General features: G+C 61.1%; 16 protein-coding genes and 1 tRNA gene. All 17 read left to right on the forward strand.

Annotated features, from left to right (window positions below; genetic code table 11):
* Positions 1 to 2: 2 nt before the first annotated feature.
* Positions 3 to 611, forward strand: coding sequence for a tetratricopeptide repeat protein (locus tag ACUJB0_RS07310; RefSeq protein ID WP_444844645.1), 609 nt, complete (start codon positions 3 to 5; stop codon positions 609 to 611).
* Between the two features lie 46 nt (positions 612 to 657).
* Complete coding sequence (locus ACUJB0_RS07315; RefSeq protein ID WP_444844646.1) at positions 658 to 1,638, forward strand: NAD(P)H-quinone oxidoreductase; 981 nt, start codon at positions 658 to 660, stop codon at positions 1,636 to 1,638.
* A 133-nt stretch (positions 1,639 to 1,771) separates the two neighbouring features.
* The gene (gene tpiA / locus ACUJB0_RS07320; RefSeq protein WP_444844647.1) at positions 1,772 to 2,518 is read left to right on the forward strand and encodes a triose-phosphate isomerase; all 747 of its coding nucleotides are present in this window, start codon (positions 1,772 to 1,774) and stop codon (positions 2,516 to 2,518) included.
* Between the two features lie 49 nt (positions 2,519 to 2,567).
* Positions 2,568 to 2,978 (forward strand): preprotein translocase subunit SecG, encoded by a 411-nt coding sequence (gene secG / locus ACUJB0_RS07325; protein ID WP_161095680.1) that lies wholly within the window; start codon positions 2,568 to 2,570, stop codon positions 2,976 to 2,978.
* A gap of 194 nt (positions 2,979 to 3,172) precedes the next feature.
* Positions 3,173 to 3,257 (forward strand) — tRNA-Leu (locus ACUJB0_RS07330).
* A gap of 172 nt (positions 3,258 to 3,429) precedes the next feature.
* Complete coding sequence (locus ACUJB0_RS07335; protein ID WP_028819535.1) at positions 3,430 to 3,789, forward strand: NADH-quinone oxidoreductase subunit A; 360 nt, start codon at positions 3,430 to 3,432, stop codon at positions 3,787 to 3,789.
* Positions 3,790 to 3,792: 3 nt separating this feature from the next.
* Positions 3,793 to 4,269 (forward strand): NuoB/complex I 20 kDa subunit family protein, encoded by a 477-nt coding sequence (locus ACUJB0_RS07340; protein WP_008450353.1) that lies wholly within the window; start codon positions 3,793 to 3,795, stop codon positions 4,267 to 4,269.
* An 18-nt stretch (positions 4,270 to 4,287) separates the two neighbouring features.
* Entirely contained in the window at positions 4,288 to 4,878 is a 591-nt protein-coding gene (locus ACUJB0_RS07345; protein ID WP_161082219.1) for an NADH-quinone oxidoreductase subunit C, read from the forward strand.
* Between the two features lie 3 nt (positions 4,879 to 4,881).
* Complete coding sequence (locus tag ACUJB0_RS07350; protein WP_028819534.1) at positions 4,882 to 6,135, forward strand: NADH-quinone oxidoreductase subunit D; 1,254 nt, start codon at positions 4,882 to 4,884, stop codon at positions 6,133 to 6,135.
* Positions 6,136 to 6,144: 9 nt separating this feature from the next.
* Entirely contained in the window at positions 6,145 to 6,624 is a 480-nt protein-coding gene (nuoE, locus tag ACUJB0_RS07355; protein WP_028819533.1) for an NADH-quinone oxidoreductase subunit NuoE, read from the forward strand.
* Positions 6,621 to 7,916 carry an NADH-quinone oxidoreductase subunit NuoF gene (nuoF, locus tag ACUJB0_RS07360; RefSeq protein ID WP_028819532.1) on the forward strand — a complete coding sequence of 432 codons (1,296 nt, stop codon included), beginning with the start codon at positions 6,621 to 6,623 and terminating at the stop codon, positions 7,914 to 7,916. The genes nuoE and nuoF overlap by 4 nt, the downstream gene beginning before the upstream one ends.
* A 22-nt stretch (positions 7,917 to 7,938) precedes the next feature.
* Positions 7,939 to 10,260, forward strand: coding sequence for an NADH-quinone oxidoreductase subunit NuoG (gene nuoG, locus ACUJB0_RS07365; RefSeq protein WP_444844648.1), 2,322 nt, complete (start codon positions 7,939 to 7,941; stop codon positions 10,258 to 10,260).
* Positions 10,260 to 11,345, forward strand: coding sequence for an NADH-quinone oxidoreductase subunit NuoH (gene nuoH / locus ACUJB0_RS07370; protein ID WP_444844649.1), 1,086 nt, complete (start codon positions 10,260 to 10,262; stop codon positions 11,343 to 11,345). Before nuoG ends, nuoH begins: the two co-directional genes overlap by 1 nt.
* Positions 11,346 to 11,356: 11 nt before the next feature.
* On the forward strand, positions 11,357 to 11,845 hold the full coding sequence (nuoI, locus tag ACUJB0_RS07375; RefSeq protein WP_028819529.1) for an NADH-quinone oxidoreductase subunit NuoI: 489 nt from the start codon (positions 11,357 to 11,359) through the stop codon (positions 11,843 to 11,845).
* 65 nt (positions 11,846 to 11,910) lie between these two features.
* A complete protein-coding gene (locus ACUJB0_RS07380) occupies positions 11,911 to 12,552 on the forward strand; it encodes an NADH-quinone oxidoreductase subunit J (RefSeq protein ID WP_444844650.1) in 642 nt (213 codons plus the stop codon).
* Positions 12,549 to 12,857, forward strand: a complete 309-nt coding sequence (nuoK, locus tag ACUJB0_RS07385; RefSeq protein ID WP_008450334.1) for an NADH-quinone oxidoreductase subunit NuoK — start codon at positions 12,549 to 12,551, stop codon at positions 12,855 to 12,857. The genes ACUJB0_RS07380 and nuoK overlap by 4 nt, the downstream gene beginning before the upstream one ends.
* Positions 12,858 to 12,905: 48 nt before the next feature.
* A complete protein-coding gene (nuoL, locus tag ACUJB0_RS07390; protein WP_444844651.1) occupies positions 12,906 to 15,011 on the forward strand; it encodes an NADH-quinone oxidoreductase subunit L in 2,106 nt (701 codons plus the stop codon).
* The last annotated feature ends 19 nt before the right edge of the window (positions 15,012 to 15,030 follow it).

Here is a 15,030-nt window from a genome sequence, read left to right on the forward strand (position 1 = left end):
ACATGAAAAAATTCATACTAGCGATCGGACTCGCACTGGGCTTGCATCAGGCCGCGTACGCCGGATTCGCCGAAGGCGCCACCGCCTACAACAACAAGAACTACGCGGCGGCCTTGAAAGAGATCGCCCCGCTGGCCAAGGCCGGCAACGCGGACGCCCAGCACCTGCTGGGCTTGATGTATTACATGGGCCGAGGCGTCACGCAGGACTACAAGCAGGCGCTGGAGTGGCACCGCAAGGCCGCGCTGCAGGGCAAGGCCGACGCGCAGTACGTGGTCGGCGCCATGTACTACACCGGCAACGCGGTGATCCAGGACCACAAGCAGGCGGTCGCCTGGTTCCGCAAGGCGGCCGAGCAGGGCCATCCGGACGCGCAGCAGGCCCTCGGGCTGATGTACCGCTATCACATGGCCGGCATGCCGCAGGATAACGTGATCGCCTACATGCTGTGGAACCTGGCGGCGGCCAACGGTTCGATGAACGCGGCCGAGCAGCGCGCCGCCGTGGTCAAGAACATGACGCCGGAGCAGATCGAGGAAGGGCAGGCCTTGTCGGCCGCCTGGAAGCCGAACACGCCGCTGCCCCGGCAATCGCGCACCGGCGGCGGCTAATTCGCGGCTGTCGTACAATCGCCCTTTCTTTACGAGAGGGCGAGCCATGCGCGCGATTGAAATCACCCATCCCGGCCCCGCCGATGTCCTGAAACTGTGCGAACGGCCTATGCCGGTCGTCAAGGGCGGCGAGGTGCTGATCAAAGTCCACGCGGCCGGCGTCAACCGTCCGGACGTGTTCCAGCGCATGGGCAACTATGCGCCGCCGCCTGGCGCCTCCGACCTGCCGGGCCTGGAAGTGGCCGGCGAGATCGTCGACGGCGACCTCGACTACACCACCTTCGATATCGGCGACAAGGTCTGCGCGCTGGTGCAGGGCGGCGGCTATGCCGAATACGTGGTCGCGCCGCTGGAGCAGGTGCTGCCCGTCCCCAAAGGTTGGAGCATGCTGGAGGCCGCCACCATTCCCGAGAACTACTTCACCGTGTGGAGCAATGTGTTCGACCGCGCCCACCTGGCCGCCGGCGAGACGCTGCTGGTGCAGGGCGGCAGCTCGGGCATCGGCGTGACGGCGATCCAGTTGGCCAGCGCGCTGGGCCACCGCGTGTTCGCCACCGCCGGCAGCGACGATAAAGTGGCCGCCTGCACCGAGCTGGGCGCCGAGCGGGCCATCAACTACAAGACCGAGGATTTCGCCGTCGTCGTCAAATCGCTGACCAACGACCGTGGCGTCGACGTCATCCTCGACATGGTGGGCGGCGACTACCTGCCGCGTGAAATCTCTTGCCTGGCCGACGACGGCCGCATCGCGCTGATCGCCACGCTGGGCGGCGGCAAGGCCACGGCCGACCTGGGGCAGGTGCTGCGCCGCCGGCTGACCATCACCGGTTCCACGCTGCGCCCGCGTTCGGCCGCCTTCAAGGGCGCGATCGCCAAGCAACTGCTCGACAAGGTCTGGCCGCTGATGGCGGCTAAAAAGCTCAAGCCGGTGATCTACGAGGTGTTCCCGCTGGAGCAGGCCGCCGCCGCGCATGCGCTGATGGAAAGCAGCAATCATGTCGGTAAGATCATGCTGCAAGTTATCTAGGTCAAAAAAAGGGAGGTAGGGCGTTGCGCGGGCGTAGTATTTTCGCCATTTTCGTAACAACGTGGCCAACCGCTGGTTTGACCGGGCTTCCAGCCTCGCGTTAAAATAGCGGGTTATTGAATTTTAGGCTACTATGCGTCGCAAACTCGTCATCGGCAACTGGAAAATGAACGGCAACCGCGCCGGCAACACGACTCTGTTGTCGGGCATCGTGTCTGGATTGAACGACTTCGGCGCCGATTGCGCCGTGTGCGTGCCGGCTCCCTACCTGGCCCAGTGCCAGGCTGAACTGCAAGGCAGCCCCGTCGCATGGGGTGGACAGGATGTGTCGGTCCACGCCAGCGGCGCCTACACGGGCGAAGTCTCGGCCGGCATGCTGGTCGATTTCGGCTCCCGCTACGTGCTGTGCGGCCACTCCGAGCGCCGCGCCTATCACAAGGAAAGCAGCGAACTGGTGGCGCAGAAGACCATCGCGGCGCTGGCCGCCGGCCTGACGCCGGTGGTGTGCGTGGGCGAAACGCTGGAGCAGCGTGAAGCAGGGGAGACCGAGGCGGTCATCTGCGGCCAGTTGCAGGCGGTGCTGGGCGTGATCGGCGCCGACGACTTGGCGAAAATCGTTGTTGCCTATGAGCCTGTCTGGGCCATCGGCACCGGCAAGACGGCCACGCCGCAGATCGCCCAGGAGGCGCACGCCTTGCTGCGCGCGCGCATGGCGCAGAAGAATGCGACGGTCGCGGCCGGCGTGCAGATTTTGTACGGCGGCAGCATGAAGCCGGACAACGCGAAAGAATTGATGGCCCAGCCGGACATCGACGGCGGCCTGATTGGCGGCGCCGCATTAAAGGCGGCGGATTTCCTCGGGATTATCCAGGCCGTTTAAGTTGTAGAAACAAAACGATACAAATCTCTTATTTTTGAAATGGAATAACATGAACTCCTTGTTCAACCTGGTTATCGTAGTGCAAGTCATTTCCGCAATCGCCATTATTGGCCTGGTGTTGCTGCAGCATGGCAAGGGTGCCGACATGGGCGCGGCCTTCGGTTCGGGCGCTTCGGGCAGCCTGTTCGGCGCCACCGGCTCGTCGAACTTCATGTCCAAGTCGACCGGCGTCGCCGCCGCGATCTTCTTCAGCGCCACGCTGGCCCTGTCCTACATCTCGACCCAGCATGGCAGCACTGTCAGCGGCGGCGTGATGGACAAGGCGGTGCCAGCTGCGCCAGCCCCGGCTCCAGCACCAGCAACTGGCGCGGCGGCAATTCCGACCGCACCAGCGGCAGCGCCTGCGGCGGCTCCGGCAGCTCCGGCAGCGACGGGTCCTGCAGCATCGATCCCAAAGTAATATAATAATGAACTAGTTGGGAAGTTCAGCAGTTCCCTTGGAGTTGTTTGCTCATTGTTTTGGCAGTACGTTGGCTTAACAAGCTGGAAAAACAATTCAGAGTAAAAAGAAGCAAAGATTTATCGTTTTTCTTCTTGTTTTAGCGCAATACGGATTAACAACGGCGTGAAAACACAGTAGAATAGCGGCCTTACGCCGACGTGGTGAAATTGGTAGACACGCTATCTTGAGGGGGTAGTGGCGCAAGCTGTACGAGTTCGAGTCTCGTCGTCGGCACCAGAAATATAAGGCCAGCAAGGGAGCACCGAAGTGTACCTGAGCTGGCTTTTTTACGAGGATGTGTCGTTCGATCCTGGTCTAAGCAGTTATACGATTGGGACGAACGTTAAGAGCACCGCAGAACACCGCAGTGTGTCCTTTTAACCGACCGTTCAATATAAGCTCATCAATCGTGAACCTCGAAAATTATCTCCCCGTCCTGTTGTTCATCCTCGTCGGTCTCGGCGTAGGTATCGCTCCCCAAGTCCTGGGCCACCTTCTCGGGCCAAACAAGCCCGACGCGGCCAAGCTCTCCCCGTATGAATGCGGCTTCGAAGCCTTCGAAGACGCGCGCATGAAATTCGACGTGCGTTACTACCTCGTCGCGATCCTCTTTATTTTGTTCGATCTGGAAACGGCATTCTTCTTCCCATGGGGCGTATCCATGCGCGAACTGGGCTGGAACGGGTTCCTGGTGATGATGAGCTTCATCGCTGAATTCGTCGTCGGTTTTTGGTATATCTGGAAGAAAGGTGCCCTTGATTGGGAATAAGCCATGGCTATTGAAGGCGTATTAAACGAAGGTTTCATCACCACCTCGGCCGACAAGCTGATCAACTGGGCGCGCACGGGTTCGATGTTCCCGATGACGTTCGGTCTGGCATGCTGCGCGGTCGAAATGATGCACGTGGGCGCAGCCCGTTACGACATGGACCGCTTCGGCGTGGTGTTCCGTCCATCGCCGCGTCAGTCCGACGTGATGATCGTGGCCGGCACGCTGTGCAACAAGATGGCGCCCGCGCTGCGCAAGGTCTACGACCAGATGCCGGAACCGCGCTGGGTCATCTCGATGGGCTCCTGCGCCAACGGCGGCGGCTACTATCACTACTCCTACTCCGTGGTGCGCGGTTGCGACCGCATCGTGCCGGTGGATGTCTACGTGCCGGGCTGCCCGCCCACGGCTGAGGCTCTGCTGTACGGCATCATGCAGCTGCAAAACAAGATCAAGCGCACCAACACGATCGCACGCTAACGGGGTCGCTTCAAGAATATGACTACACATCTGGAACAACTGCAAACCGCCCTCGGCACTGCCCTGGGCGATCGCGTTACTACGACCGTTGCGTTGGGCGAAATCACGTTGACCGTGAAAGCCGCCGACTACTACGGCGTGATGCAAACGCTGCGCGACGACAAGTCGCTGGGCTTCGATCAGCTGATCGACCTGGCCGGCGTCGACTACCTGAACTACGGCGATGGCGCCTGGGACGGCCTGCGATTCGCAGTGGTCGTCCATTTGCTGTCCGTGAAGAACAATTGGCGCGTGCGCGTGCGCGCGTTCTGCGCCGACGACGACATGCCGCTGCTGCCGTCGCTGGTGCCGCTGTGGCGCGCCGTCAACTGGTACGAGCGCGAGGCGTTCGACATGTTCGGCATCCTGTTCGAAGGCCACAACGACCTGCGCCGCATCCTGACCGACTACGGTTTCATCGGCCATCCGTTCCGCAAGGACTTCCCGGTATCGGGCTATGTCGAAATGCGTTACGACCCCGAGCAGAAGCGCGTGATCTACCAGCCGGTCACCATCGAGCCGCGTGAAAACGTGCCTCGCGTGATCCGCGAAGAAAACTACGGGAAGTAAAACATGGCTGAAATTAAGAACTACACCCTGAACTTCGGTCCGCAACACCCGGCCGCGCACGGCGTGCTGCGCCTGGTGCTGGAGCTGGACGGCGAAGTGATCCAGCGTGCCGACCCGCACATCGGCCTGCTGCACCGCGGCACCGAGAAGCTGGCCGAGCAGAAGACCTACCTGCAGTCCGTGCCGTACATGGACCGCCTCGACTACGTCTCGATGATGTGCAACGAGCACGCCTACGTGATGGCCATCGAGAAGCTGCTGGGCCTGGAAGTGCCGCTGCGCGCGCAATACATCCGCGTGATGTTCGACGAGATCACCCGCATCCTGAACCACCTGATGTGGCTGGGCGCGCACGCGCTGGACGTCGGCGCCATGGGCCCGTTCCTGTACTGCTTCCGCGACCGCGAAGACCTGTTCGACTGCTACGAAGCGGTGTCGGGCGCGCGCATGCACGCGGCCTACTACCGTCCGGGCGGCGTCTACCGCGACCTGCCGGATGCGATGCCGCAGCACCGTCCGTCGATCATCCGTTCGGCCAAGGCCATCGACAACCTGAACAAGGATCGCCAGGGCTCGCTGCTGGACTTCATCGAAGCGTTCACCGCCCGTTTCCCGACCTATGTCGACGAATACGAAACCCTGCTGACCGACAACCGTATCTGGAAACAGCGTACCGTCGGCATCGGCGTGGTGGCGCCTGAGGACGCGCTGGCCATGGGCTTCACCGGCGCCATGCTGCGCGGTTCGGGCATCCAGTGGGACTTGCGCAAGCACCAGCCGTACGAAGTGTACGACCTGATGGACTTCGACGTGCCTATCGGCACCAACGGCGACTGCTACGACCGCTACCTGGTGCGCGTGGAAGAACTGCGCCAGTCGAACAAGATCATCAAGCAATGCGTGGAATGGCTGCGCAATAATCCGGGTCCTGTGATCACCAGCAACCACAAGGTCGCGCCTCCGGGCCGTGTCGACATGAAGACCAACATGGAATCGCTGATCCACCACTTCAAGCTGTTCACCGAAGGCATGCACGTGCCGCCGGGCGAAGCGTACGCGGCGGTGGAGCATCCGAAGGGCGAGTTCGGCATCTACCTGTTGTCCGACGGCGCCAACAAGCCATACCGCATGAAGCTGCGCGCTCCCGACTACGCGCACTTGCAATCGCTCGATGAAATGGCGCGCGGCCACATGATTGCCGACGCCGTCACCATCATCGGTACGCAAGATATCGTGTTCGGCAGTATCGACCGCTAAGGAAAAAGTATGTTGTTATCAGAGCAGTGCTACAAAAAAATCGACCGTGAGTTGGCCAAGTATCCGGCCGACCAGCGCCAGTCGGCCGTGATGGCCGCGCTGGCCCACGCCCAGGTTGAACTGGGCTGGATCTCGCCGGAAGTGATGGCCGAGCTGGCCGACTACATCCGCATGCCGGCCATCGCCGTGCAGGAAGTCGCCACTTTCTACAATATGTACAACCTGAAGCCGGTCGGCAAGCACAAGATTTCCGTGTGCACCAACCTGCCATGCGCCTTGTCGGGCGGCGTGCGCGCGGCCAACCACCTGAAGGAAAAGCTGGGCATCGACTTCCGTGACACCACGGGCGACGGCGCTTTCACGCTGGTGGAAGGCGAGTGCATGGGCGCTTGCGGCGACGCGCCAGTGATGCTGGTGAACGACCAGCGCATGTGCAGCTTCATGTCCAACGATAAGATCGACGCACTGGTGGAGGAATTGAAGAAATGACGTCACTCCACAATCGTCACATCGACCCTGTCATTCTCGCCGGCCTGGACGGCAAGAACTGGCACCTGGAAGACTACGTCAAACGCGGCGGCTACAGCGCACTGCGCCGCATCCTGGAAGAGAAGATCACCCCGGAACAAATCATCGCCGACCTGAAAGCGTCGTCGTTGCGCGGCCGTGGCGGCGCCGGTTTCCCAACTGGCCTGAAGTGGAGCTTCATGCCACGTCAGTTCCCTGGCCAGAAGTACCTGGTATGCAACTCAGATGAAGGCGAACCGGGTACTTTCAAGGACCGCGACATCATGCGCTTCAACCCGCATGCGCTGATCGAAGGCATGGCCATCGGCGCTTACGCCATGGGCATCACGGTCGGCTACAACTACATCCACGGCGAAATCTTCGAGGTGTACTCGCAGTTTGAAGATGCGCTGGAAGAGGCGCGCGCCGCCGGCTTCCTGGGCGACAAGATCATGGGCAGCGAGTTCAGCTTCCAGCTGCACGCGCACCATGGCTATGGCGCCTACATCTGCGGCGAGGAAACCGCGCTGCTGGAATCGCTGGAAGGCAAAAAAGGCCAGCCGCGCTTCAAGCCGCCTTTCCCTGCGTCGTTCGGCCTGTACGGCAAGCCTACCACCATCAACAACACCGAGACCTTCGCGGCGGTTCCGTTCATCCTGAACATGGGTCCTGAAAAGTACCTGGGCATGGGACGTCCGAACAACGGCGGTTCGAAGATTTTCTCGATCTCGGGCGACGTTGAAATGCCGGGCAACTACGAGGTGCCGCTGGGCACCCCGTTCGCCAAGCTGCTGGAACTGGCAGGCGGCATGCGCGGCGGCAAAAAGATCAAGGCTGTGATCCCTGGCGGCTCGTCCGCTCCGGTGATCCGCGGCGAACTGATGATGAACACCGACCTGGACTACGACTCGATCGCCAAGGCTGGCTCGATGCTCGGTTCGGGCGCCGTCATCGTCATGGACGAAACGCGCTGCATGGTCAAGGCCATGGAACGCCTGGCCTACTTCTACTTTGAAGAGTCGTGCGGCCAGTGCACCCCATGCCGCGAAGGCACGGGCTGGATGTACCGCATGATCCACCGCATCGAAAACGGCCAGGGACGTCCTTCGGACCTGGACGTGCTGAACTCGATCTGCGACAACATCCAGGGCCGCACCATTTGCGCGCTGGGCGACGCGGCGGCCATGCCGATGCGCGCGTTCATCAAGCAATTCCGCGAAGAATTTGAATATCACGTCGAGCACAAGCATTGCTTAGTGCCCGCTTACATCTAAGCTGCGTCAGGTAACGATCACCATGGTTGAAATCGAAATAGACGGCAAAAAAGTCGAAGTCCCTGCTGGTAGCATGGTGATGGACGCCGCCAACAAATTGGGAACCTACATTCCGCACTTCTGCTATCACAAGAAATTGTCGATCGCTGCGAACTGCCGTATGTGCCTCGTCGAAGTGGAAAAGGCCCCCAAGCCTTTGCCAGCATGCGCAACGCCGGTCTCGGCAGGCATGATTGTGCGCTCCGCTTCGGACAAGGCCGTACAGGCACAGAAGTCCGTGATGGAATTCCTGCTGATTAACCACCCGCTGGACTGCCCGATCTGCGATCAGGGCGGCGAGTGTCAACTGCAAGACTTGGCGGTCGGCTACGGCAAGAGCGAGTCGCGCTACGAGGAAGACAAGCGCGTCGTCGTGCCGAAGGACGCCGGCCCGCTGGTCTCCATGCAGGAGATGGCGCGCTGCATCCAGTGCACCCGTTGCGTACGTTTCGGCCAGGAAGTGGCCGGCGTGATGGAGCTGGGCATGATCGGTCGCGGCGAACACTCGGAAATCACCGCGTTCGTCGGCCAGACCGTCAACTCGGAAATGTCCGGCAACATGATCGACCTGTGCCCGGTTGGCGCACTGACGTCGAAGCCGTTCCGCTACAGCGCCCGTACCTGGGAACTGTCGCGCCGCAAATCGGTCTCGCCGCACGACGGCCTGGGCGCTAACCTGATCGTTCAGGTCAAGGGCGGCAAGGTCAAGCGCGTGCTGCCGCTGGAAAACGACGCCGTCAACGAGTGCTGGATTTCCGACAAGGACCGCTTCTCGTACGAAGGCCTGGAAGCCGCCGACCGCCTGACCCAGCCAATGCTGAAGCAGGGCGGCGAGTGGAAGGAAGTCGACTGGCAGACCGCGCTGGAATACGTGGCGCACGGCCTGAAGAACATCAAGCACGAACACGGCGCCAACGCGCTGGCCGCAGTGGCCACGCCGCACTCGACGCTGGAAGAACTGCACCTGCTGCAAAAGCTGACCCGCGCCATGGGCTCGGACAGCGTGGACACCCGCCTGCGCCATAGCGACTTCTCGCTGGCCGGCGTGACTCCTTGGCTGGGCATGTCGATCACCGAGTTCGGCCAGCTGAACCGCGCCTTCGTCATCGGCTCGTTCCTGCGCAAGGATCACCCGCTGCTGGCGACCCGTCTGCGCACGGCGGTGAAGGGCGGCGCCAAGCTGTCCATCCTGCACGCCACCGACGACGACCTGCTGATGAACGTCGCGAACAAGATGATCGTTGCTCCGTCGGAGTGGCTGTCGGCGCTGTCGCAAGTGGTGGTCGCTGTCGCCAAGGCCAAGGAAGTTGCCGCACCGGCCGGCTTCGAAGGCGTACAAGCCTCCGACGCCGCCAACGCGATCGCCGCTTCGCTGATCTCCGGCGAGAACAAGGGCGTCTTCCTGGGTAACGCGGCAACGCAGCACCCGCAAGCCGCCGCGCTGCACGCCGCCGCGCAATGGATCGCCGAACAAACCGGCGCCAAGCTGGGCTACCTGACCGAAGCCGCCAACACCGTTGGCGCCTACCTGGCCAACGCCAACAGCGGCAGCGCTCCAGTGTTCACCGAACAGAAGCAGGCTTACCTGCTGCTGAACGCCGAACCTGAGCTGGATGCACACAACCCGCAACAAGCCGCCGCCGCGCTGAAGCACGCCGAGATGGTCGTTGTCATGTCGGCCTACAAGCACGGCATGGAATACGCCGACGTGCTGCTGCCGGTCTCGCCATTCAGCGAAACCTCGGGCACCTTCGTCAACTGCGAAGGCCGCGCACAGAGCTTCAACGGCACCGTCAAGCCGCTGCTGGAAACCCGTCCTGCGTGGAAAGTACTGCGCGTGCTGGGCAACATCCTCGGCCTGTCCGGTTTCGAATACGAAACCTCGGAAGCGATCCGCGACGAAGTGCTGGGCGCCGGCGTGACCGACCTGTCGGCCAAGCTGAACAACGTCTCCAAGCAAGCTGTCGTCGCAGCCTCCGCAGCTTCCACCGGTACCGAACGTATCGCCGACGTGCCTATCTACTTCGCCGACGCCGTGGTGCGCCGCGCCGAGTCGCTGCAAAAGATGGCCGACGCGGCCGCGCCTCAAGCGCACCTGTCGAGCGCCCTGGCGCAGCAGCTGGGCGTCGCCGCCGGCGACAAGGTCAAGGTTACGCAAGGTTCCGGCAGCGCGATCCTGGTCGCCGCTGTCGATGCCAAACTGCCAGCCAACGCAGTCCGTGTCGCCGCCGCTCACGCGTCGACCGCTGCACTGGGCGACATGTTCGGCTCCATCACCGTTGAAAAAGCAGGGGAGGGTAAATAATGGCTCTGCCTGAATTCGTCACAACTATTAACGCCATGGGCGCCAACAGCGTGCTGGCTCCGGCCTGGCCGCTGATCTGGGCGCTGATCCGCATCATCGTCGTGCTGCTGCCGCTGATGGGCCTGGTTGCCTACCTGACGCTGTGGGAACGCAAGTTCATCGGCTGGATCCAGATCCGCGTCGGTCCTAACCGCGTTGGCCCGATGGGCCTGCTGCAGCCGATCGCCGATGCGCTCAAGCTGCTGTTCAAGGAAATCATCACCCCGACCAAGGCCAATGCCGGCCTGTTCGTGATCGGTCCTATCATGACCATCATGCCGGCGCTGGCCGCCTGGGCGGTGGTGCCGTTCGGCGCCGAAGCCGTGCTGGCCAACGTCAATGCCGGCTTGCTGCTGCTGATGGCGATCACCTCGATGGAAGTCTACGGCATCATCATCGCCGGCTGGGCTTCGAACTCGAAGTACTCGTTCATGGGCGCGATGCGCGCCTCGGCCCAGATGATCTCCTACGAAATCCCGATGGGCTTCGTGCTGGTGGTCGTGCTGATGGTGTCCGGTTCGCTGAACTTCGGCGACATCGTCGCCGGCCAGCAAAAGGGCATGATGGTCGAACACGGCCTGAACTTCCTGTCGTGGAACTGGCTGCCGCTGCTGCCGCTGTTCGTGGTCTACCTGACCTCGGGCCTGGCCGAGTGCAACCGCCATCCGTTCGACGTGGTCGAGGGCGAGTCCGAGATCGTTGCCGGCCACATGGTCGAATACTCGGGCATGGCCTACGCCATGTTCATGCTGGCCGAATACGCCAACATGATCCTGATCGCGACCCTGGGTTCGATCATGTTCCTGGGCGGCTGGGCTGCACCATTCAAGTTCCTGGAATTCTGGGGCGGTTTCGGCGGCTTCTTCTGGTTGTTCGCCAAGGCGTTCTTCCTGGTGTCCGTCTTCATCTGGGTGCGCGGTACTTTCCCACGCTACCGTTATGACCAGATCATGCGTCTGGGCTGGAAAGTGTTTATCCCTCTGACGCTGGTGTACCTGGTGTTCGTGGGCGGCTGGATGCAGACATCCTGGAATATCTGGAAGTAAGGACTGAAAAAATGGAACGTTTAAAAGACTTCATCGGCAGCTTCATGCTGACCGAACTGATCAAAGGGATGGCGCTGACGGGCAAGTATATGTTCTCGCGCAAGATCACCGTGCAGTACCCGGAAGAGAAGACGCCAATGTCGCCTCGCTTCCGCGGCCTGCACGCGCTGCGCCGCTATCCGAATGGTGAAGAACGCTGCATCGCCTGCAAACTGTGCGAAGCAGTGTGCCCGGCGATGGCGATCACCATCGAATCCGAGCAGCGCGACGATGGTTCGCGCCGCACCACGCGTTACGACATCGACCTGACCAAGTGCATCTTCTGCGGTTTCTGCGAAGAGTCGTGCCCGGTTGATTCGATCGTTGAAACGCACGTGCTGGAATACCACGGCGAGAAACGCGGCGATCTGTACTACACGAAAGAGATGCTGCTGGCCGTTGGCGATCGTTACGAAAACGACATCGCCGCAGCCCGCGCAGCGGACGCTCCTTACCGCTGATCGATGCCGGCTCCGGCCGGCTAGTTCAGCGTGTCGATCAATAATGTACGTCTCTTGGGTTAGTTATGGAATTTAAAACTGCTTTGTTCTACGCCTTCTCAGCCATCATGATATTGGCTGCGACGCGCGTTATCACGGCCCGCAATCCGGTCCACGCCGCGCTGTTCCTGGTGCTGGCGTTCTTCTCGGCCGCCGGCATCTGGATGCTGCTGGAGGCTGAGTTCCTCGCCATCGTGCTGGTGCTGGTCTACGTGGGCGCCGTCATGGTGCTGTTCCTGTTCGTGGTCATGATGCTCGACATCGACACCGACAAGATGCGCGAAGGCTTCTGGGGCTACCTGCCGGTGGCGTCCTTCGTCGGCGTCATCATCGTGCTGGAAATGGCCGCCGTGCTGTGGCGCTCCTTCCTGTCGTTCGACCAGCAGGTGAGCAACGCCGGCAACATCGGCGGCACCAAGGAATTGGGCCTGCTGATCTACACCAAATACATCTACGGCTTTGAAATCGCCGGCGTCATCCTGCTGGTCGCGATCATCGCCGCCGTGGCGCTGACCCTGCGCAAGCGCAAGGACACCAAACATTTCGACCCTGCCGACGCGGTACGCGTCAAGCGCAACGACCGCCTGAAGATCGTCAAGATCGCACCGGTCCACACGCGCGTAGCAGGCGCGGCTGGAACGAAATCAGAAGTTAAGGAGGCACCATGACTTTATCGCTCGCTCACTACCTCGTTCTAGGCGCGATATTGTTCGCGATCTCGATCGTCGGTATTTTCCTGAACCGCAAGAACATCATCGTTCTGCTGATGGCCATCGAATTGATGCTGCTGGCCGTGAACATGAACTTCATCGCGTTCTCGCACTACCTGGGCGATGCGGCCGGGCAGATCTTTGTGTTCTTCATCCTGACCGTGGCGGCTGCTGAATCGGCAATCGGCCTCGCGATCCTGGTGGTGATGTTCCGTAACTTGGACACCATCAACGTTGAAGACCTGGATAGCCTGAAGGGTTGATCCCGTGGCTAAAGTTCAAACCTCGAAAAATAACGATTAAGGTTCATCATGGCGGTTATTCTTAACCCTAATCTCCTGCTAGCCATCCCCTTGGCGCCGTTGGCTGGCGCCGCGGTTGCGGGCTTGTTAGGAACTAAATTCTTCGGCAACGTCGTAGGTCGCAAGACCTCGCACACCGCGACCATCCTGGGCGTGCTGGTTGCCTTTATCTTGTCGGCGATGACGCTCAACGACGTCGTCAACGGTTCCAGCTACAACGGCACCGTCTACAACTGGATGACCGTGGCCGGCATGAAGCTGGTGGTGGGCTTCCAGATCGACGCGCTGTCGGCGATGATGATGTGCGTGGTGACCTTCGTGTCGCTGATGGTGCACATCTACACCATCGGCTACATGGCTGAAGATGAAGGCTACAACCGCTTCTTCGCCTACATCTCGCTGTTCACGTTCTCGATGCTGATGCTGGTCATGGCGAACAACTTCCTGCAGCTGTTCTTCGGCTGGGAAGCGGTGGGCCTGGTTTCCTACCTGCTGATCGGCTTCTGGTACACCCGCCCAACGGCGATCGTGGCCAACATGAAGGCGTTCCTGGTCAACCGCGTCGGCGACTTCGGCTTCATCCTGGGTATCGGCCTGCTGCTGGCCTACGCCGGTTCGATGGACTACCAGGAAGTCTTCCACAAGAAGGAACAGCTGATGGCGCTGACCCTGCCGGGCACCGACTGGGCGCTGCTGACCGTTGCCTGTATCTGCCTGTTCATCGGCGCGATGGGCAAGTCGGCGCAGTTCCCGCTGCACGTCTGGCTGCCTGACTCGATGGAAGGCCCAACCCCGATCTCGGCACTGATCCACGCCGCGACCATGGTTACCGCCGGTATCTTCATGGTGACCCGCATGTCGCCGCTGTTCGAACTGTCGGACACCGCGCTGTCCTTCATCCTGGTCATCGGCTCGATCACCGCGCTGTTCATGGGCTTCCTGGGCATCATCCAGAACGACATCAAGCGCGTGGTTGCTTACTCGACGCTGTCGCAGCTGGGCTACATGACCGTGGCGCTGGGTTCCTCCGCTTACTCGGTGGCCGTGTTCCACCTGATGACCCACGCGTTCTTCAAGGCGCTGCTGTTCCTTGGCGCCGGTTCGGTCATCATCGGCATGCATCACGACCAGGACATCCGCAACATGGGTGGCCTGCGCAAGTACATGCCTATCACCTGGATCACCTCCTTGCTGGGTTCCCTGGCGCTGATCGGCACTCCATTCTTCTCGGGCTTCTACTCGAAGGATTCGATCATCGAAGCTGTCGCCGCGACCCACATCTGGGGCGCGGGCTTCGCTAATTTCGCCGTGCTGGCTGGCGTGTTCGTGACCGCGTTCTACTCGTTCCGTATGTACTTCCTGGTGTTCCATGGCGAAGAGCGTTTCGGCAAGGCCCACGCTCACGATGATCACCATCACGGTGCGGCGCATGCGCCGCACGCAGCCGCTGCCCACGACGACGGCCATGGGCACGACGACCACGGCCACGACGAAGAAGAGGACCACGGCCACCACGGTCTGGAGCCAGGCCAGAAGCCGCATGAATCGCCATTCGTGGTCTGGTTCCCGCTGGCGATGCTGGCCATCCCTTCGGTCATCATCGGCTACCTGACCATCGGTCCCATGCTGTTCGGCGACTTCTTCAAAGGCGTGATCACCTTCGGCGAAAACCACCCTGCGATGGAAGAACTGGCGCACGAATTCCATTCGCCATTGCAAATGGCAGTCCACTCGCTGACGTCGCTGCCACTGTGGCTGGCCATCTCCGGCGTAGCTGCCGCGTACTACTGCTACATGATCAATCCACGCGTACCGGCCTGGTTCTACGCCAAGTTCAAGTTCCTGCACACGCTGCTGGAGAACAAGTACTACATGGACAAGTTCAACGAGGTCGTATTCGCCGGCGGCGCGCGCCTGCTGGGCAATGGCCTGTGGAACGTGGGCGACAAGACCCTGATCGACGGCCTGCTGGTCAACGGCAGCGCCAAAGTGGTGGGTTGGTTCTCCTCGCTGACCCGCCTGGCGCAGACTGGTTACATCTACCACTATGCGTTCGTCATGATCCTCGGCATTCTGGGGTTCCTGGTCTACTTCCTGCCGTTTTGGCACGCTTAATTAGCTGATACGCAAAGAG

The organism is Duganella caerulea (assembly GCF_040362985.1).
In the GTDB taxonomy this organism is placed as follows: Bacteria; Pseudomonadota; Gammaproteobacteria; order Burkholderiales; family Burkholderiaceae_D; genus Rugamonas; species Rugamonas vulcania.

What these genes read in the sequence shown, in the direction of transcription:
- ACUJB0_RS07310 (WP_444844645.1), top strand. Translation starts at nt 3, where the DNA reads ATGAAAAAATTCATACTAGCGATCGGACTCGCACTGGGCTTGCATCAG.
- ACUJB0_RS07315 (WP_444844646.1), top strand. Translation starts at nt 658, where the DNA reads ATGCGCGCGATTGAAATCACCCATCCCGGCCCCGCCGATGTCCTGAAA.
- tpiA (WP_444844647.1), top strand. Translation starts at nt 1,772, where the DNA reads ATGCGTCGCAAACTCGTCATCGGCAACTGGAAAATGAACGGCAACCGC.
- secG (WP_161095680.1), top strand. Translation starts at nt 2,568, where the DNA reads ATGAACTCCTTGTTCAACCTGGTTATCGTAGTGCAAGTCATTTCCGCA.
- ACUJB0_RS07340 (WP_008450353.1), top strand. Translation starts at nt 3,793, where the DNA reads ATGGCTATTGAAGGCGTATTAAACGAAGGTTTCATCACCACCTCGGCC.
- ACUJB0_RS07345 (WP_161082219.1), top strand. Translation starts at nt 4,288, where the DNA reads ATGACTACACATCTGGAACAACTGCAAACCGCCCTCGGCACTGCCCTG.
- ACUJB0_RS07350 (WP_028819534.1), top strand. Translation starts at nt 4,882, where the DNA reads ATGGCTGAAATTAAGAACTACACCCTGAACTTCGGTCCGCAACACCCG.
- nuoE (WP_028819533.1), top strand. Translation starts at nt 6,145, where the DNA reads ATGTTGTTATCAGAGCAGTGCTACAAAAAAATCGACCGTGAGTTGGCC.
- nuoF (WP_028819532.1), top strand. Translation starts at nt 6,621, where the DNA reads ATGACGTCACTCCACAATCGTCACATCGACCCTGTCATTCTCGCCGGC.
- nuoG (WP_444844648.1), top strand. Translation starts at nt 7,939, where the DNA reads ATGGTTGAAATCGAAATAGACGGCAAAAAAGTCGAAGTCCCTGCTGGT.
- nuoH (WP_444844649.1), top strand. Translation starts at nt 10,260, where the DNA reads ATGGCTCTGCCTGAATTCGTCACAACTATTAACGCCATGGGCGCCAAC.
- nuoI (WP_028819529.1), top strand. Translation starts at nt 11,357, where the DNA reads ATGGAACGTTTAAAAGACTTCATCGGCAGCTTCATGCTGACCGAACTG.
- ACUJB0_RS07380 (WP_444844650.1), top strand. Translation starts at nt 11,911, where the DNA reads ATGGAATTTAAAACTGCTTTGTTCTACGCCTTCTCAGCCATCATGATA.
- nuoK (WP_008450334.1), top strand. Translation starts at nt 12,549, where the DNA reads ATGACTTTATCGCTCGCTCACTACCTCGTTCTAGGCGCGATATTGTTC.
- nuoL (WP_444844651.1), top strand. Translation starts at nt 12,906, where the DNA reads ATGGCGGTTATTCTTAACCCTAATCTCCTGCTAGCCATCCCCTTGGCG.